The sequence below is a fragment of the Bradyrhizobium sp. 147 genome (genome assembly GCF_023073935.1).
Lineage (GTDB): Bacteria > Pseudomonadota > Alphaproteobacteria > Rhizobiales > Xanthobacteraceae > Bradyrhizobium.
In genome coordinates, this window is the sequence record NZ_JADPKL010000077.1 from 162,605 (window position 1) to 180,138 (window position 17,534).

The 17,534-nt window shown below is 64.8% G+C and carries 14 protein-coding genes; 10 read left to right on the forward strand and 4 right to left on the reverse strand.

The window, feature by feature from the left end; genetic code table 11:
- Window positions 1-80 precede the first annotated feature (80 nt).
- A complete protein-coding gene (locus IVA87_RS17460; protein ID WP_247300137.1) occupies window positions 81-317 on the forward strand; it encodes a DUF1127 domain-containing protein in 237 nt (78 codons plus the stop codon).
- A gap of 429 nt (window positions 318-746) precedes the next feature.
- Here the strand turns inward: IVA87_RS17460 and IVA87_RS17465 are convergent, their stop codons facing one another.
- Genes IVA87_RS17465 through IVA87_RS17475 form a run of 3 tightly spaced genes read right to left on the reverse strand, consistent with a single transcriptional unit; the run spans window position 747 to window position 2,370 of the window.
- Window positions 747-1,343, reverse strand: a complete 597-nt coding sequence (locus tag IVA87_RS17465) for a hypothetical protein (RefSeq protein WP_247334406.1) — start codon at window positions 1,341-1,343, stop codon at window positions 747-749.
- Window positions 1,344-1,358: 15 nt separating this feature from the next.
- The gene (locus IVA87_RS17470; RefSeq protein WP_247278684.1) at window positions 1,359-1,784 is read right to left on the reverse strand and encodes a universal stress protein; all 426 of its coding nucleotides are present in this window, start codon (window positions 1,782-1,784) and stop codon (window positions 1,359-1,361) included.
- Window positions 1,785-1,833: 49 nt separating this feature from the next.
- Window positions 1,834-2,370: a histidine phosphatase family protein gene (locus IVA87_RS17475; protein WP_247300133.1), complete on the reverse strand. Its 537-nt coding sequence runs from the start codon at window positions 2,368-2,370 to the stop codon at window positions 1,834-1,836.
- Between the two features lie 92 nt (window positions 2,371-2,462).
- Here IVA87_RS17475 and IVA87_RS17480 point away from each other — a divergent pair, with 92 nt between their 5' ends.
- The 8 genes from IVA87_RS17480 to IVA87_RS17515 all read left to right on the forward strand — a co-directional run bounded on the left by IVA87_RS17480 (window position 2,463) and on the right by IVA87_RS17515 (window position 14,425).
- Window positions 2,463-3,920, forward strand: coding sequence for an FAD-binding oxidoreductase (locus IVA87_RS17480; protein ID WP_247334408.1), 1,458 nt, complete (start codon window positions 2,463-2,465; stop codon window positions 3,918-3,920).
- 87 nt (window positions 3,921-4,007) lie between these two features.
- A complete protein-coding gene (gene msrB, locus IVA87_RS17485; RefSeq protein ID WP_247278681.1) occupies window positions 4,008-4,520 on the forward strand; it encodes a peptide-methionine (R)-S-oxide reductase MsrB in 513 nt (170 codons plus the stop codon).
- A 236-nt stretch (window positions 4,521-4,756) separates the two neighbouring features.
- Complete coding sequence (locus IVA87_RS17490) at window positions 4,757-7,018, forward strand: flagellar hook-basal body complex protein (RefSeq protein WP_247334410.1); 2,262 nt, start codon at window positions 4,757-4,759, stop codon at window positions 7,016-7,018.
- A 34-nt stretch (window positions 7,019-7,052) separates the two neighbouring features.
- Complete coding sequence (gene flgK / locus IVA87_RS17495; RefSeq protein ID WP_247334412.1) at window positions 7,053-8,936, forward strand: flagellar hook-associated protein FlgK; 1,884 nt, start codon at window positions 7,053-7,055, stop codon at window positions 8,934-8,936.
- Window positions 8,937-8,957: 21 nt separating this feature from the next.
- Window positions 8,958-10,841, forward strand: coding sequence for a flagellar protein (locus IVA87_RS17500; protein WP_247334414.1), 1,884 nt, complete (start codon window positions 8,958-8,960; stop codon window positions 10,839-10,841).
- A 71-nt stretch (window positions 10,842-10,912) separates the two neighbouring features.
- Window positions 10,913-11,698 (forward strand): hypothetical protein, encoded by a 786-nt coding sequence (locus tag IVA87_RS17505; RefSeq protein ID WP_247334415.1) that lies wholly within the window; start codon window positions 10,913-10,915, stop codon window positions 11,696-11,698.
- A 10-nt stretch (window positions 11,699-11,708) separates the two neighbouring features.
- Window positions 11,709-12,932: a hypothetical protein gene (locus IVA87_RS17510; protein WP_247334416.1), complete on the forward strand. Its 1,224-nt coding sequence runs from the start codon at window positions 11,709-11,711 to the stop codon at window positions 12,930-12,932.
- The gene (locus tag IVA87_RS17515; protein WP_247334417.1) at window positions 12,929-14,425 is read left to right on the forward strand and encodes an aspartate aminotransferase family protein; all 1,497 of its coding nucleotides are present in this window, start codon (window positions 12,929-12,931) and stop codon (window positions 14,423-14,425) included. Before IVA87_RS17510 ends, IVA87_RS17515 begins: the two co-directional genes overlap by 4 nt.
- Window positions 14,426-14,497: 72 nt before the next feature.
- On the opposite strand, the gene flbT is transcribed toward IVA87_RS17515, so the two are convergent.
- On the reverse strand, window positions 14,498-14,935 hold the full coding sequence (flbT, locus tag IVA87_RS17520) for a flagellar biosynthesis repressor FlbT (RefSeq protein ID WP_247334418.1): 438 nt from the start codon (window positions 14,933-14,935) through the stop codon (window positions 14,498-14,500).
- A 324-nt stretch (window positions 14,936-15,259) separates the two neighbouring features.
- On the opposite strand from flbT, the gene IVA87_RS17525 reads away from it, so the two are divergent.
- On the forward strand, window positions 15,260-17,503 hold the full coding sequence (locus IVA87_RS17525) for a DUF1522 domain-containing protein (protein ID WP_247334419.1): 2,244 nt from the start codon (window positions 15,260-15,262) through the stop codon (window positions 17,501-17,503).
- Window positions 17,504-17,534 lie beyond the last annotated feature (31 nt).

A 17,534-nucleotide genomic window follows, 5' to 3' on the forward strand; every position in this document is an offset into this window, starting at 1 on the left:
CAAATGAGGTGCAAGCGCTCGAAGCGTCTGCGCCAACGGCATCGGCTTCGCCGCGCGGGACAGCATGCCGGAGAAGAACAATGACCACGATCTCGCAAACTGCCGAGCGGAGTTTACGCCCCTCCTCATCACGCGGATTTTTCAGCACGCTCGTCGCCGCCACCTATGCGCTGTTCGACCGCCTCGAGCGCCGCTCCGCCGTCAAGACGCTGAACCAACTCGACGACCGCGCCCTGCGCGATATCGGCATCACGCGCAGCCAGATCGAGGACGCCGTCTACGGGCAGTTCAAGGCCGAGCTGACGCGGTATTTGTGAGACGATGACAATGGCGAAGGGTGGGTGACGGCGTTCGCCCTTCGCGTGTCCCGGACGCGCTGCGTCGCAAGGGCTCCTCGCGATGACGATCAAGAGGCGGCGGCCTGATTCTCCAGGTGACGCCGTCATTCCCCGCCACCGGGTCTCGCCTTCGGCGAGCCCGATGACAGGCCCCGGCGGGGAATCAGTACGCCGCGGCGTCTCTGTTCAATCACTGCCGTCTCGGCGTACCGGATCGCTCGGTCGAGCCGGGCGATGACAGCGAGTGTGTGGTGGCAGACACACCTTCGCATCCTCGCGGCTTGTTCGCCCGAGCTTTGCTTCGGTGCCTTGCCCTCATAATTGAAAGAGGGGCAGGGAAGACGGGGGGAAGACCGGGAGCCGGTTGGCTTCCATGGACCGCCATGCCAAGAGCAGATTGCGTGTGCTTCATGCATAGCGGACAACAGGGCAACCGGAGACATCCCGGCCTTCCCTGCGCGGACGGTTGGAACGGCCTATGTCGCGCTCTTGTGTCTGGGAAATCTGCCAGAATGTGCAAACGGGCGGTTCTCGCAAAACCGCCCGTTGCTGGATCTGAGCCCGGTCGCGCTCAAAGGCCGTGAGGTCGTGCTCGGGCCGGTCGGATTTGCGGTGTGGTCTCGACCAGGCGCCCCGTTCACGTCGATGCCGGATATCGAGACGTTGCATATGTGCGACGACACCGCCGGTGAGCTGGGCGACGTGTGCTGCCGCTTGTTTGACGAAGAACATGACCGTCGTGACGCGGCTCAGCATACCTACCAGGAACAGCACCGAGAAAATGTCGACATAAGCGAGGAAGTCGCCGACCAGCATCAGCTCCGGCGGAATCGGGATTCTGTGATAGTAGGCCAGCACAATGATCGCGACGGGGATGGAGGCGATCAACTTCCGCACCGTCAGTCTGTCCAGCAGCGCGGCCAGCCGCACGACCAGCACCTCCCATAGTGCGTCGCCGACCGCAAGCGGGACCTCATAGGTCCATCTCCGCCACCATTGCTTCACGACATTGCTCTGAGCTCAGTGCCTGACCACCAGCACCGAGCATTTGGCGTAGCGCACGACGTGCCCGGCGTTGGAGCCGAGGAAATAGGTGCGCATCGCCGGCCTGTGCGAGGTCATCACGATCAGGTCGGCTTTCATGTGCACCGCTTCCTCCAGGATCTCGTGGTAGATGCCGCCCTGGCGCACCACGCTGGAGATGCGGGAGGGTTCGATCCCGGACTCCCGCGCGACGATGGCGAGCGCTTCTTCCGAGGTCTGGCGCTGCTGCTCGTCGAAATCGGCCGGCACGTATTCGGCCAGCATCACCGGCGTCATCGGCAGCACGTTGAGCAGGCGTACAACGCCGCCCCAGGTTTGCGACAACGTCGCCGCGGTTGCGATCGCCGGCTTGGCGAGATCGGTGTCAGCGAGGTCAATGGGCACGAGGATGGACTTGAACATCTGCGCCTCCAATCTTTCGGTCAGCACGTCTTGGCGGTACGTCGCGCGATCATCCCGATCGAAGCAGCTTGGGGCTGACCAACAGCACCAGTTTGCCGCGGCGGTAGGCCACGTCACCCCAATCCTTGACGTCAAAGTCGAAGATCGCAAGCCCCGCGGTAGGCAGGTTGTCGCCGAGTGCCCGCGCGCCGGCCGGATCGCCGCCGCCCATAAGCATGAGCGCGACCTCGTGCATGCCGGGATTGTGGCCGACCAGCAGCAATTGCTTTGGGTCGGCCGGGGCGGTTGCAGTGCGAATGGCGTCCAGGATCTGCGCGGGATCGGCGCCATAAAGTTCCGGCAGGACCTCGACCTGCGGCGCAGCGACGCGGTCCTTCATTGCCTCCCAGGCGATGTCCCAGGTCTGCCGGGCCCGGACGGCATGCGACACCAGCACGGTCTCGGGGAAGGGCGGATGGGCGGCGATCCAGTCGCCCATCTGCGCAGCATCCCTGTGGCCGCGGTCGTCGAGCCGGCGATCCTGGTCACGGCCGCTCGGTGCGTCGGTCTCGGTCTTCGCGTGACGCAGCAGCATCAAACGGCGCATGGCATTCTCGAATCGTTACGCGTCCACGATAATCTACAGGCGCGGGTTGAGGACAAGGTGACAAGCGCCTGATGGCTCCGTTAAGAAACGACATGAGCGAGACTTTCACAAGCGTGTCCCAGGAAGAAGCCGGCTTTCGCGAGCGGACGCGGCTGACGTTCGATCTCGATGCCGACATCTGCGTGATCGGGGCGGGGCTTGCCGGCCTCTCGGTCGCGCTGGAGGCGGCCCGGCTCGGGGCCAGTGTCGCGGTGCTCGAGGGCCGCCATATCGGTTGGAACGCCTCCGGCAACCAGCTCGGCACCGTGATGCCGGGCTTTGCACTGTCGCTCGCGGATCTGATCGAGCGCGTCGGTCTTGAGGACGCGCGCGAATTGTGGACGCTGTCGAAGCAGGGCGCCGAGTTCGTCCGCGCCAACGCCACCGAAGAGAACATGCCGGGGATCGGCCTCCGCGAGGGCGCGCTGGAAGTGTCGAATGTCCATGACGGCGACCGGCTGATCAGCCGGCTGCAGATGCTGCACGAGGATTTCGATACCGAGGTCGAGGGCTGGCAGGTCGATCGCGTCCGAGCGGTGCTCAAGACCGATCGATACTTCCACGGCATCCATTATCCCCGCGCGTTCCAGGTCGACGGCCGCAAATATGTGCACGGCCTTGCGGCACTGGCGCGGCGGGCAGGCGCCAGCATCTTCGAGGATACCCCGGTCGTCAGCATCGATCATTCCGGCATCCGCAAGCGCATCGTCACGCCCTCGGCGCGGCTGCGCGCGAGCCATATCGTGCTCGCCGGCAACATCCATCTCGGCGCGCCCCTGCGGCGTTTGTCGGAGACGTTGCTTCCGGTCTGGCGCTATGCCGGCATCACCGCGCCGCTTGGCGAGCGCGTGCACGAGATCACCGCCTTCAAGGGATCGGTGATGGACTCCGGCGGCATCGACCATTTTCGTATCGTCGACGGCGACCGGCTGATGTGGGAGAGCCCGCAGACCACCTGGGCGGCGCGTCCGCAGCGCTTCGCCGGCGCGGTCAGGCGGCGGATCCGCACGATCTTTCCCCAGCTCGGCAATGTCGAGATCACCGATATGTTCGGCGGCGCCACCGGCCAGACGGTGCACGGCATGCCGCAGATCGGCCAACTGCGCAAAGGCCTGTGGGTGGCGAGCGGGTTCGGCCGCCAGGGCATGAACACCTCGGCCATGGCCGGACAGTTGATCGCGCGCAGCATCCTGCGGGGTGATGAACGCTGGCGCCTGTTTTCGCCCTTCGAGCTGGTCTGGGCGGGAGGGATGACCGGACGGGTCGCCGGCCAATTGGTCGGGCTCTGGGGCAGGGCGAGTTCCGCGGCCGCCGGCTCGCTCGCCCGCTACCGCGAGCGGGCGCGGGTCAAGAACGGGAAACGCGAGGCGCGCCTCGCCGAAGCCAACCGGGCGGCTGGCACCGGTCCGCGCCGTCCGCCGCCCGGGGTCCGGCCACGGCCGGCACCGCCGCCACGAGCTGCGGCCCAGGCCGCGGAACCAGCCCCGCAGGAGGACAGCGTCTCGCAATAGACCCGAGAATAATTCCGCCCGGAAGTGTAACATCGGCCGTCAGAAGCCCGTATCTCAGGGCGTGAACGCTCCCGCACGGAGAATGAGATGTTTGATCGCCGCATCCTGCTATCGACTGCCGCCGGGCTGTTCGGCCTTTCGGCCTTCCGCTGGCTGAGGGCATCGCCGGCCGAGGCTGGCGAGAAGGCCGCGGAAAAGTTCGAGATCGTGAAGACGGAGGCCGAATGGCGTGCCCAGCTCACGCCGCAGCAATATGAGATCCTGCGCAATCACGGCACCGAGCGGCCCGGCTCCAGCCCACTGCTCAAGGAGCATCGCAAGGGCATTTTCGCCTGCGCCGGCTGCGACCTGCCGCTGTTTAGCTCCGACACCAAGTTCGAGAGCGGCACCGGTTGGCCGAGCTTCTACCAGCCGATCGAGGGCAATGTCGGCAAGACAGAGGACCGTGCTTACGGCATGGTCCGCACCGAAGTGCATTGCCGCCGCTGCGGCGGCCATCTCGGCCACGTCTTCGACGACGGTCCGAAACCAACCGGTCTGCGCTACTGCATCGACGGTTTCGGGCTGGTCTTCCATCCCGCGGCGGCGTCGGCGACGTAGGGCTTTTTTTGAGGCGTCTTCTTCACGCGAACCGGTAGCCACTTCGCTCGAAAACGCTATGGCATCCCGGCAATTGTTGCCGGCCCGGCAATTGTGCCCCGGTCATCCGACTGGGGCATGTTCATTTAAGTCGTTGATTTCCTGAAGATACCTGCATTGGCATAGCCTTTGCGACTGTCTCCTCCGACTGCGGCCAGGCTCGACCGGCCGCCGGGATCGGATTTGGAGACAAAGTTATGGGTATCTTCGATGCAATGAACACCTCGGTGGGTGGCCTGCAGGCGCAGTCGTTCGCGCTTCAGAACATTTCCGGCAACATCGCGAACTCATCGACCACCGGTTACAAGGGCATCGGCACCAGCTTCGTCGATCTCATTCCCGACTCGTCCGTGCCGAGCAAGCAGGTCGCAGGCGGCGTGACGGCCAACGCCAAGGCCACCATCACGACGCAGGGAACGATCTCGTCGTCCACCGTCGCCACCAACATGGCAATCACCGGCGACGGTTTCTTCTCGATCCAGAAGGCGACCGGCGTCGTCGACAACGTACCGGTGTTCAGCGGCGTCACCTACTACACCAGGCGTGGCGACTTCCAGCTCAATGCCAACGGCAATCTGGTCAATGGCGCCGGTTATTACCTGATGGGCGTCACGGTCGACCCGAAGACGGGCAATCCGCAGGGCAACGTGGCGACCGTCCTGCAATTCCAGAACAATTTCATTCCGGCGCAGGCGACCACCTCGATCCAGTACGCCGGGAACCTGCCGACGCAGCCGAACACGGTGGCGAGCACGACGGCGGCGACGGGCACGCTGCTGGCCGCTGGTGGACTGAACCCATCCGACTTCGCCGCCAATCCGTTGCCCGTCGGCACACCGCCCGCACCCTATGCCAACGCAAAGGTCTCCGGCGCGGCGGCGACCGGCAACGTCCGCTCGCCCTACTCGTCGACCACGGGCACGGGTACGGTTGCGCTTCAGAACAATTCGTCCGCCGTGGCTTCGACCACCACGTCCCTCGACAACACGGTAGGTACGCATCTCGCCTCTAGCATTCTCACCGCGCTGAGCGGCCAGACGCTGACCATTAACGGCAACACGGTCACCTTCAACGCCGGCACGACGGTCTCGACGGTCGGCAGCAACACCACGATCGGTCTCGGTGCGGGTACGACGGCTACGGTGGCGGACATCCTGAACGCGATCCAGACCGCCGGCGGCGCCGGTGTCACGGCGTCCCTCTCCGCCAGCGGCAACATCGTGATCTCCAGCGGTACCGGCACCGACGTGGCGGTGGGCAGCGGCACGGCAGCCACCGCGCTCGGCATCAGCAGCGTGACGCGCGGCGGAAACGTGCTGTCCTCGCCCGCGATCTCGGGCTCAACGGTGCTGAGCGGCACGGCGACCGCCGGCGGCGCCCAAGTGCTCTCGTCGGGTTTTTCCGCAGGCCCGCCCGCCGACACGATCACCGTCAACGGTCAGACGCTGACCTTCGTCGCCTCGGGTGCCTCGGGCCCGAACCAGATCAACATCACCGACAACATCACGACCCTGCTCGGCAAGATCGATGCACTCTCCGGCGGGTCGGGGTCGTCGGTGAGCAGCGGTGGCGTGATCACGCTGAATACCGGCACCGTCTCTAATCTCACAGTGTCGAGCTCGAACAGCGCGGCCTTTGCCGCGCTCGGCTTCACCTCGACCATCACCAAGAATCGCGACGGCGGCGGCACCGCCGGCACCGGCGGTGTGATCGGCAACGACATCGCCACCTTCACCAAGGAATCGATCAGCGGCGGTGCCGTGACCGCCTACAACGCCGCCGGCACGCCGGTGAATCTGCAATTGCGCTGGGCCAAGACCGACAGCGCTTCGTTGGGCGCGGGCCATTCCGATACCTGGAACCTGTTCTACCAGACCGACCCGAATGCGACCGGCACGACGGTCGGCTGGGTCAATACCGGCCAGGCCTTCACTTTTGCCTCGGACGGCTCGCTGACCTCGCCGAGCGGCTCGGGCATCACCATCAACAATGTCAGCGTGAGCGGCCAGTCGCTCGGCTCCGTCGCCTTCAACATCTCCTCGGGCGGGCTAACGCAATATGCCAGCACGAGCGGCGCGGTGACCATCAACACCATCACCCAGAACGGCTATTCCGCCGGTCAGCTCCGCTCGGTTGCCGTCAACAACAATGGCATCGTGGTCGGAACCTTCTCGAACGGCCAGAACCTCAACCTCGCTCAGGTCCAGCTATCGCATTTCAACGGCACAAACTATCTGAAGGCGCTCGACGGCGGCGCTTATGCCGCGACTGAACAGTCGGGAGACGCCATCGATGGCGCTTCGGGCACCATCAGCGGCTCGTCGCTGGAGGGATCCAACACCGACATCGCCGACGAATTCACCAAGCTGATCGTGACCCAGCAGGCCTATTCGGCCAACACCAAGGTGATCACGACCGCGAATTCGATGGTGCAGGACCTCTTGAACGTGTTGCGCTGATCGGCGCGTAACCTAACCAAAGGCGGCTAGTAACATGGGTTTGAGTTCGGCCCTCGCCAGTGCGATGAGCGGTCTGCGTGCCAACCAGGCCGCGCTCTCGATCGTCTCCTCGAACGTCGCAAATTCGCAGACGCCGGGTTACGTCGTCCAGACGCCGAACCAGATCGAGGTAACCACCGGCGACTTCGGCTCGACGGCGATGACCACCGGTGTCAGCCGCGAGCTCGACAGCTACGTGCTGAACCAGCTACGGACCGAGACCGGCGGCAGCGGCTACGCCGACCAGATGGCCAACATCCTGAAGCAGCTTCAGAATGTCTATGGCACGCCCGGCAATTCCGGCACGCTCGAAACTGCGCTGAACAATTTCACCACGGCGCTGCAGGCGCTGTCGACAAGCTCGGGCGCGTCGTCGGCGCAGACCGTGGCCCTCGGCGCGGCCCAGGCGCTGGCACAGCAGCTCAACGTCACGACCAAAGGCATCCAGTCGCTGCGCTCCAACGTCGAGCAGGATCTCGGCACTTCGGCGCAAGCCGCCAACGCGGCGATGCGGCAGATCGCCGATATCAACACCAGGCTCCAGGGCCTGTCGGCCAACGATCCCTCCGCCGCGACGCTGATGGATCAGCGCGACCAGGCCATCAACACGCTGTCGAAATATGTCGACGTCCGCGTCACGACGGACGGCTCGAACCAGGCCAACATCTACACCACGACCGGGATTCAGCTCGTCGGCGCCGGGCTCGCCTCGGAATTCTCCTTTGCGTCCGCGGGCGCGCTGTCGGCGACCTCGCTCTACAACATCGATCCGGCCAAGTCCGGCGTCGGCGCGTTCAACATCAAGCTGCCGAATGGCTCGCAGGTCGACGTCGTCGCCAACAACGTGGTGTCTTCCGGCCAGATCGCGGCTGACCTGAAGCTGCGCGACCAGACGCTGGTGCAGGCGCAGAACCAGATCGACCAGCTCGCCGCCACGATGTCGAGCGCGCTGTCCGACAAGACCACGGCCGGCAGCACGGTCTCCGGTCCGCCGGCCGGATTCGATCTCGACCTCGCCGGTGCGGCGCCGGGCAACACCGTCAACATCGCCTACACGGACACGACCACCAACACGCAGCGCCAGATCACGCTGGTCAACGTGACCGATCCGGCCGCGTTGCCGCTGCAGAACGCGACGAATGCCAACCCGATGCGGATCGGCATCAACTTCGCCGGCGGCATGGGCGCGATCGCCTCTGCGCTCAACACCGCGCTATCAGGCACGCATCTGTCGTTCGCCGCCGCCCCGTCGCCGGCGACGGCCACGACGCTGCGGCTAGCCGACGACAACACCGGCCTTGCCAAGGTCAATTCGGCCTCGACCACCAAGACGATCTCGTCGCTGACCTCGGGCAACCCGCAACTGCCGCTGTTCACCGACGGCGGCCAGGCGCTCTACACCGGCGCGATCACCGCGTCGGGTTCGCAGATGACCGGCCTTGCCGGGCGCATCGCCGTGAACACACAGCTGGTTTCCGATCCGACCCGGCTGTCGGTCTACAACACCTCGCCGGTGACGCCCGCGGGCGACACCACGCGTTCGGACTATCTCTATTCCCAGCTCACCAATGCCGTGTTCTCCTATTCGCCGCAGAGCGGGCTCGGCTCGGCGAGCCAGCCCTTCACCGGCAGCGTTTCGAACTACCTCCAGCAGTTCCTGAGCGTGCAGGCCAATGCCGCGACCCAGGCGACCCAGCTCCAGCAGGGCCAGAGCGTCGTGGTCTCGACGCTCCAGGCCAAGTTCAACTCGACCTCCAGCGTCAACCTGGACTCGGAGATGTCGAACCTGATCCAGCTTCAGAATGCCTATGCCGCCAACGCCCACGTCATGTCGGTGGTGCAGAGCATGATGAACACGTTGCTCCAGGCTCAAGGGTAACAAGTAACAGGGCTCTGAAACATGTCGATCAGCAGCATCAACTACTCGTCGTCGGTTCTGGGCTCGCAGATCCGCAACATCAATCAGCAGCTCACCGATCTGTCGACGCAGCTTTCGACCGGCAAGCTGTCGCAGAACTATTCCGGCATGGGCACCAACGAGGGTTTTGCGATCGCCGGGCGCGCGCAGCTCTCCAACATCGCCGCCTATACCGACACGATCACCAACGTCAATGTCAGCATCAACCTCGCCAATACCGCCCTGCAGTCGCTGACGAAGATCCGCAGCACGGTGCAGACGGGCTCGGCCTCCACCGCGCAGGATCTCAACGTCAACGGCCAGACGGTCGCGCAGAACACCGCGGCCGCCCAGTTCGGCTCAATGGTCGGCGTTCTCAACACGCAGACCGGCAGCCGCTATCTGTTCTCCGGAACGGCCGTCAACACCCAATCGGTCGCCGATGCCGGCGACATCATCAACGGCACCACGACGCTGGCGGGGTTCAAGACCGTCATGGCGGAGCGCCAAGCCGCCGACCTCGGCGCCAACGGCATGGGCCGTCTGGTGCAGACGCAGCCGACGCCGAGTTCGGTGCAAGTCGCGGAAGACGCCGCCGGGTCACCGTTCGGGCTCAAGATCAAGTCGGTCTCCTCGACGTTGACCGGTGCGACCGTCACCGGCCCGAGCGGCTCGCCGGTGTCGTTCTCGGTCGATCTCAACGGCGTCAACCCGAACAACGGCGACAAGCTGAGCGTCCAGTTCACCCTGCCGGACGGCACGACCGAGCAGATCGACCTGACCGCCTCGACGGCGACGCCGACCCCGCTCGGCAACTTCGCGATCGATGCAAGCGTCCCCGTCAATCCGAACAACACGGCCGCGAACCTCAACACGGCGCTGAACACCGCGATCACCAAGCTCGCCAACACCTCGCTGGTGGCGGCATCCGCGGTCGTCGCCGGCGACAACTTCTTCAACAGCGCGAGCTCTGCAATCGGCGCGCCCGTCAATAACCAGGCGACGCCGCCGGCCCCTGTCTCCGGCGCGACGGCACTGTCCGGCGCGAGCCCCTCGGACTCGATCTCGCCGGGCTTCGTCGCCGGCGACACCATCACCGTCAACGGCACCACGCTGACCTTTGTCGCTTCCGGCGCGACCGGCAACCAGCTCAACGTCACCGATAGCATCCAGACCCTCTTGAGCAGGATCGACCAGATCACGGGGACGTCGAAGCCCTCGACCGTCCATGGCGGCTCGATCACGATCAACACCGACGATGCGGCGAGCCTCGGCATCACGAGCTCGAATACGGGCGCGCTGAGTTCGCTCGGTTTCAATTCGACGCCCGTGACCGCCACGCAACCGCCACTGCGCGTCGGCTCGTCGCCGGCGAGTTCGGCAACCACGCTGGTGAACGGCTCGGCCAGTACAGTGAAATGGTACTTGGGAAACGACGGGCCGGGCTCGCCGCGCTCGACCGCGATGGCGCGGGTCGACGATGCCGTGACGGTGCAATATGGCGCCCAGGCGAATGAGGATGCGATCCGCCGGCAATTGCAGGCGATCGCGGTGTTCGGGACTTTCTCGACCTCGCCGACCGGCCAATATTCGGGCGGGCAGGTTTCCGCGCTGAGCCTGCGGGTGACGCAGGCGCTGACCCAGCAGCCCGGGCAGCAGCGCATCGAGGACATCCAGACCGACATCGCGATGGCCCAGAACACGATGAAGGATGCGTCCACGCGCCAGACCCAGGCCAAGGCGCAGCTCCAGAGCATCATCGACCAGGCGGAGTCGGCCTCGCCGGACCAGGTCGCGAGCGAGATCCTGGCGCTGCAGAATGCGCTCCAGGCGTCCTACCAGGTGACCTCGAACCTGGCGCAGCTCTCGCTCGTCAAGTTCCTGTAAGGACGCGTTAAGGCGCCGTTAACCATGCCTCTTTACCTTTTGGTGAGGATTGGAGCGGGGCGGAGCTGGGGATGTCGGACAAGATGCAACTGGTGGTGGCCACGCCATGCTTCGGCGGGCAGGTGTCGAGCATCTATGCGAGCTCGATCTTCGCGCTCCAGCGCGCCGTCCACGGCATCTCCAATCTCGAGCTCAAGGTGCACTTCCGCGACGGCGACGCGCTGATCACGCGCGCGCGGGCCAATCTGGTCGCTCTGTTCCTGGACGATCCCATGGCGACGCATTTCCTGTTCATCGATGCCGACATCGGCTTTAGGCCGGAGCAGGTGTTCCGGCTGATCGAATGCGGCGCCGACGTCGTGGCCGGCTGCTATCCGATCAAGCGGGTCAACTGGGACAAGGCGAAGCATGCGATTGAGGCCGGCCGCGCTGACGTGCCGGCGGCCGCGCTCGACTATGTGCTGGAGATCGAGGATCCCGACCGCATCGTGGTTGTTAACGGCTTCACCCGCGTGCGCTATGCCGGCACCGGCTTCCTGATGATCCGGCGCCACGTGCTGGAAGCGATGTGCCGCCACCCCGACTACGCCAACTTGCAATTCTTCCGCGAGCATTCGCACGATACGCTGGCGGCGAGCCTGAACCGGTTCGCGCTGTTCGAATGCATGATCGATCCAGCGACCGGAACGTATCTGTCCGAGGACTTCGCCTTCTGCAAGCGCTGGACCGACATCGGCGGCGAGATCTGGGCCGACATCCAGAGTTCGCTCGATCACGTTGGACCGTCGGTGTTCCACGGCGATATCGCCTCGCAATTCGCGCCGGCGCCCACAGCGGCGGCGGCCCATGCGGCGTGAGCCTTTCGGGATGAGCGCCGGCGCGTACGCCGACCGTATCGGCTTTGCGCAGCTGACGCGCCAGGCTTTCGAAGGTGTCGATTTGCAGCCGTTGCGCGACCAGCTCGTGGTCCGGATCAGAGAGGGGACGGCGCAGGCGGGCGAAGGCCTGGATCTGTCGCTGATCGTCCAGCTTCTTGGCGACAAGGAGGCAGGGCTTGCGATCCAGTCGGAGGTGCTGACCTTCCATCAGTTGTTTCGTACGCCCAGCGCTGCCCCGAAGCCGGGCTTGCGCGTGCTCGCGCTTGCAGCCGACATCGACATGGGCGGCAACACGCCGATCGACTTCCTGCTCGAAGGGTCCGACATCGAGCTGTTGACGCTCTATGTGGTCAAGGGCGTCGGTCTGCCGGAGAACTTGCCCGAGCACGACGTCGCCATCGTGGTTGCATCCGATTCCGAGGAATGCCGGGACGCGCTCGCGCTGATCGAGAAGGCCGCGCCACATTGGCCGCGGCCGCTGCTCAATCGCCCCGATCTCATCGGCAACCTCGATCGCGACAAGCTGTACCGGCTGCTGACGGGTGTGCCCGGCCTCGACATTCCCGCGACCCTCCACGCCACGCGCGCGCAATTGTCGGAGCTCGCGCTGGGGCGGATCGCCTGCAATTCCATCGCGGAAGAATTGCACTTTCCGATGATCGCGCGACCGCGCGGCTCGCATGCCGGCGTCGGGCTCGCCAAGCTCGCTGATGCGGCGGCGCTATCGGCCTATCTCGGCGAACGGCAGGAGGAGGACTTCTTCGTCGCACGCTTCGTCGACTATGTCAGCCCCGACGGGCTCTATCGCAAATATCGCCTCGCCATGATCGACGGCAAGCCTTACGCTTGCCACATGGCGATCGCCGATCGCTGGGACATCTGGTATCTCAACGCCTACATGGCATTCAGCGAGGAGAAGCGGGCCGAGGAGGCCATCTTCATGCTCGACTTCGACCACACCTTCGCGGTGCGCCACAGGAGCGCGCTCGAGGAGATGAGCAGACGCGTCGGGCTCGACTATTTCATCGTCGATTGCGCCGAGAACCAGGACCGTGAGCTCCTGGTCTTCGAAGCCGACAACACCGCCGTCGTGCACAACATGGATTCGCCGGTCGTGTTTCCCTACAAGCCGCCGCAGATGCGCAAGATATTTGCGGCGTTCACGGCGATGCTGTCGCGGCATGCATGCGCGGGCAAGGAGAGCGCAGCATGAACGAGATCATCCGCAACACGCCCGGCTCGGTCACCCACACATCACTCGATCCGCAGGACTGGAGCGAGTTTCGCGCGCTGGCCCATCGCATGCTGGACGAGGCGATCGACGGCGTCGCCAACATTCGGGCGCGTCCGGTCTGGCAGCCGATCCCCGACGAGGTCCGCGCGGCATTCAAGGCCGACGTGCCGCGCCAGGCGAGCGGCCTCCCCGATGTCTATCGCGATTTTGCCGAGCATGTCGCGCCCTATGCGACCGGCAACGTCCATCCGGGCTTCATGGGCTGGGTCCATGGTGGTGGCACGGCGGTCGGCATGCTCGCGGAGATGCTCGCAGCCGGCCTCAATGCCAATCTTGGCGGACGCGACCACATGCCGATCGAGGTTGAGCGCCAGATCGTCGCGTGGATGCGCCGCCTGTTCGCGTTTCCGGACGACGCGAGCGGCATCTTCGTCACGGGCACGTCGATGGCCAATCTGATGGCGGTGCTAGTGGCACGTACGAACGCGCTCGGCGCGCTCGCGCGCCAGCATGGTATCGGCAATGACGGCGCGCTGCTCACGGCCTATACGTCGCACGCCGCACATGGCTGCATCCCGCGGGCGATGGACATTGCCGGGCTCGGTACGGACGCGCTACGCAAGATCGGTGTCGATGCCGATCATCGCATCGATGTTGCCGCGCTGCGCGCGCAGATCGCTGTTGATCGCGAAGTCGGATTCAAGCCGTTCCTGGTGGTCGCATCGGCGGGCGCGGTCGATGTCGGCGCGATCGACGATCTCAAGGCCGTCGCGGAGCTGTGCCGCGAGGAGGGGATCTGGTTTCACGTTGACGGTGCTTTCGGAGCGCTCGCGATCATGTCACCCGAGCTCGCACCGCTGCTTGGCGGCATCGAGCTCGCGGATTCCATTGCGCTCGACTTCCACAAATGGGGACAAGTGCCTTATGACGCCGGCTTCCTGCTGGTGCGCGACGGCGAGCAGCATCGGCAGGCGTTTGCGCAGCCCGCGGCCTATCTGCGCCGGGAGGCGAGGGGACTTGCGGCGGGTGCGGTCTGGCCCTGCGATCTCGGACCTGATCTGTCGCGCGGCTTCCGTGCGCTGAAGACCTGGTTCACTCTGAAGACGTTCGGCACCGATCGGCTCGGTGCGGTGATCGCGCGAAGCTGCGCGCTCGCAAAATATTTGGAGGCGCGCATCCTGGCCGAGCCGCGGCTGGAATTGCTGGCGCCGGTCAATCTCAACATCGTCTGCTTCCGCTATCGCGCCGATGACGCGGTCAATCGCGAGATCGTCGCCGACATCCAGGAGTCGGGCGTCGCGGCACCGTCGAGCACGACGCTTGATGGCAGGTTTGCGATCCGTGCCGCGATCGTCAATCACCGCACCGATGAGAGGGACATCGATGCGCTGGTCGCGGCCGTGCTGGAGTTCGGCGCTCGGCGCAGTGGCGGCGTGATCGAGGTGGAGGCGCCGCCGCTCACGGCGCAGTAGCATCAGGAACCTTCAAAACAAAACGCCCCGGACCTGGTCCGGGGCGTTTTTGCTTCAGATGTTGCGAAGCGCTCAGGCGGCCGAGCTGACATCGCCCTTGACCTCGTCCTTGGGATGGGTGGCCTCGAACTGCTCACGCAGCTTGTCTTCGTAGGCGATCAGCTTGCGGGCTTCCTTCAGTGCCCGATAGAGATCGCCGCTCATGATGTTGTTGTTGATGCCCTCGATGATCGGCCAGGCGCTCGGCACCGCGGTGACGATGTCGCGGACGAGGTTGAAATACGTGCCGTGCTGGGTCTGCGGATCCGGCGAGATGTACATGAGCTGGACCGCCAGATAGACCAGCTTGGCGGGCGTGTTTGCCGTCTCCGGCGTGAGGATGTCGCGCTCGCGCAGGATCGGCACGTTGTCGCCGTCGATCAGGAGGCGGGCGCGCTGGTCGGTGTTGGTAATCACGCAGTTACCGACGATGATGCGTTCGTGCGGTCTGAGCTCGACCTTGAGGGCCATGCCTGTTCTCCATCAACGCTTTTGTAACCGAGTGGCGCGCGCGCCCAGTCAGGGCGGCTGCCGGCTCTGATTTGGGTCCAATCCTTGCCGAATGTGGTTAACGGATCGTAAACACCGACCTCTGCGCTAAAAAGCCGAATGATGTCAATACTGTGCGCGATGACAAGGGAGAGGTTCGAAAGTTCGCCCGAGGACATTTTGCGCGCGACGCGGACAAACCCGAGGTTTCACTTCACGGATTGTTAGAGGCTCGGAGGCACCGTCCGCCGGTCGTTTGATCAATCTCGGTCAGACAGGACGCGTAGCTACCAGAAAGGTAACAGTATGTCCGGTATCGTTCTCTCCTCCTCGGTTCGCCAGAACCTGCTCTCCCTCCAGTCCACCGCTGATCTGCTCGCCACCACCCAGTCGCGTCTCTCGACCGGCAAGAAGGTGAACTCGGCGCTCGACAACCCCACCAACTTCTTCACCGCACAGTCGCTCGACAACCGCGCCAGCGACATCAACAACCTGCTCGATGGCATCGCCAACGGCGTGCAGGTGCTGCAGGCCGCCAACACCGGTATCACCTCGCTGCAGAAGCTGCTGGACTCCGCGAAGTCGATCGCCAACCAGGCGCTGCAGACCACGGTCGGCTATTCGACCAAATCCAACGTCTCGACCACGATCGCGGGTGCGACCTCGTCCGACCTGCGCGGCACCACGACCTACACCAGCACGACCGCGCTCTCCAACGTGCTGTTCTCCGGCGCTGCCGGCGGCGCGACTGTTGCGGGCGGAACGACGACGCTCGGCGGTACCTCGGCTGCGCTGACCGGCTCGGCTGCAGTGGCCGGCGACGGTACGACCGCCTTCAGCGGCGCCTTGAAGCTGGCCGGTACCGCCGGTGCGACGACCATCGCTGCCAACGCGGCACCTACCGATGGCGAAACGCTGACCGTCGATGGCCACACGATCACTTTCAAGGCCGCGGACGTTCCGACCGGGACGAACATCCCGTCGGGATCCGGCACCGTCGGCAATGTCCTCACGGACGGTAACGGTAACTCGACCGTCTATCTTGGCGCGACGGGTGCGACGGGTACTGCGCAGGACCTGCTGAATGCCATCGACATTGCCAGCGGAGCTCAGACGGTCTCGATCGCCAGTGGCGCTGCTACCCTGAGCGGCGGCGCAACTGCTAACAGCATCGCGGCCGGCAAGGTTACCCTGAACACGGGTACCGGCGCTGACCTCAGCATCACCGGCCGGTCCGACCTTCTGAAGGCCCTCGGTCTGACGGGCGCGGCCGGCAGCGGCCAGGTCACCGTCACCCAGGCGCGTTCGACCGCTACGAGCACGCTCGGGACCCTGATTCAGGACGGATCGACGCTGAACGTGGACGGTAAGACGATCACGTTCTCGAACGCGAAGACGCCCACCACCGTCGCAACGGGTTCCACCCAGGTCGGCAATTTGGTCACGGATGGCAACGGCAACTCGACCGTTTACCTTCAGGCCGGCAACATCAACGACGTTCTGAATGCCATCGATCTCGCGACCGGTGTGCAGACCGTCAAGACGGCGGGTGCTTCCGGTGCCCTGCAGACGACCGCAGGCGCCAAGAACTCGTCGATCGTGGCCGGTGCGCTCAACCTCTCGACTGGAGCGAACGCGGACCTGTCGATCACCGGCACCAAGAATGCGCTGTCGGCGCTCGGCCTGACTGGCTCCACCGGCACCGGCACCGCCTTCACGGCGAGCCGGTCCGCGGCGTCGGGTGGCATCTCGGGCAAGACCTTGACCTTCTCCTCCTTCAACGGCGGCACGGCGGTCAACGTCACCTTCGGCGACGGCACCGGCGGCACGGTCAAGACGCTCGATCAGCTCAACACGCAGCTTCAGGCCAACAACCTGACGGCCACGATCGATGCCAACGGCCTGCTCACGGTATCGGCCACCAACGACTATGCGTCCTCGACGATCGGATCGGCCGCCGCTGGTGGCACGATCGGCGGCACGATCACTTCGACCCTGACTTGGTCGAACGCGACCGCGCCTGTTGCTGATGCTGTTGCCCAGGCCACCCGTACCAACCTAGTGTCCCAGTACAACAACATCATGTCGCAGATCGACACGACCTCGCTGGACGCGTCGTTCAATGGTGTCAACCTGCTCAACGGCGACCAGCTCAAGCTGGTGTTCGACGAAACCGGCAAGTCCAACCTGAGCATCACCGGCGTGACCTTCAACTCGAAGGGTCTGGGTCTGGCTGGTCTGGTGCAGGGCACCGACTTCATCGACAACGCCGCGACCAACAAGGTGCTGACCAAGCTGAACACGGCCTCGAGCACGCTGCGTTCGGAAGCCTCGACGCTGGGTTCGAACCTCTCCGTCGTGCAGGTGCGTCAGGACTTCAACAAGAACCTGATCAACGTGCTGCAGACCGGTTCGTCGAACCTGACGCTGGCCGACACCAACGAGGAAGCGGCCAACAGCCAGGCGCTGTCGACCCGCCAGTCGATCGCGGTGTCGGCGCTGTCGCTGGCCAACCAGTCGCAGCAGAGCGTGCTCCAGCTGCTCCGCTAATAGCGGCTGACATCGCAATCAAGTCATGGCG

Excerpts from the sequence above, each read along its gene's own strand:
- IVA87_RS17460 (WP_247300137.1), top strand. The coding sequence starts at position 81 with ATGACCACGATCTCGCAAACTGCCGAGCGGAGTTTACGCCCCTCCTCA.
- IVA87_RS17470 (WP_247278684.1), bottom strand. The coding sequence starts at position 1,784 with ATGTTCAAGTCCATCCTCGTGCCCATTGACCTCGCTGACACCGATCTC.
- IVA87_RS17475 (WP_247300133.1), bottom strand. The coding sequence starts at position 2,370 with ATGCGCCGTTTGATGCTGCTGCGTCACGCGAAGACCGAGACCGACGCA.
- IVA87_RS17480 (WP_247334408.1), top strand. The coding sequence starts at position 2,463 with ATGAGCGAGACTTTCACAAGCGTGTCCCAGGAAGAAGCCGGCTTTCGC.
- msrB (WP_247278681.1), top strand. The coding sequence starts at position 4,008 with ATGTTTGATCGCCGCATCCTGCTATCGACTGCCGCCGGGCTGTTCGGC.
- IVA87_RS17490 (WP_247334410.1), top strand. The coding sequence starts at position 4,757 with ATGGGTATCTTCGATGCAATGAACACCTCGGTGGGTGGCCTGCAGGCG.
- flgK (WP_247334412.1), top strand. The coding sequence starts at position 7,053 with ATGGGTTTGAGTTCGGCCCTCGCCAGTGCGATGAGCGGTCTGCGTGCC.
- IVA87_RS17500 (WP_247334414.1), top strand. The coding sequence starts at position 8,958 with ATGTCGATCAGCAGCATCAACTACTCGTCGTCGGTTCTGGGCTCGCAG.
- IVA87_RS17505 (WP_247334415.1), top strand. The coding sequence starts at position 10,913 with ATGTCGGACAAGATGCAACTGGTGGTGGCCACGCCATGCTTCGGCGGG.
- IVA87_RS17510 (WP_247334416.1), top strand. The coding sequence starts at position 11,709 with ATGAGCGCCGGCGCGTACGCCGACCGTATCGGCTTTGCGCAGCTGACG.
- IVA87_RS17515 (WP_247334417.1), top strand. The coding sequence starts at position 12,929 with ATGAACGAGATCATCCGCAACACGCCCGGCTCGGTCACCCACACATCA.
- flbT (WP_247334418.1), bottom strand. The coding sequence starts at position 14,935 with ATGGCCCTCAAGGTCGAGCTCAGACCGCACGAACGCATCATCGTCGGT.
- IVA87_RS17525 (WP_247334419.1), top strand. The coding sequence starts at position 15,260 with ATGTCCGGTATCGTTCTCTCCTCCTCGGTTCGCCAGAACCTGCTCTCC.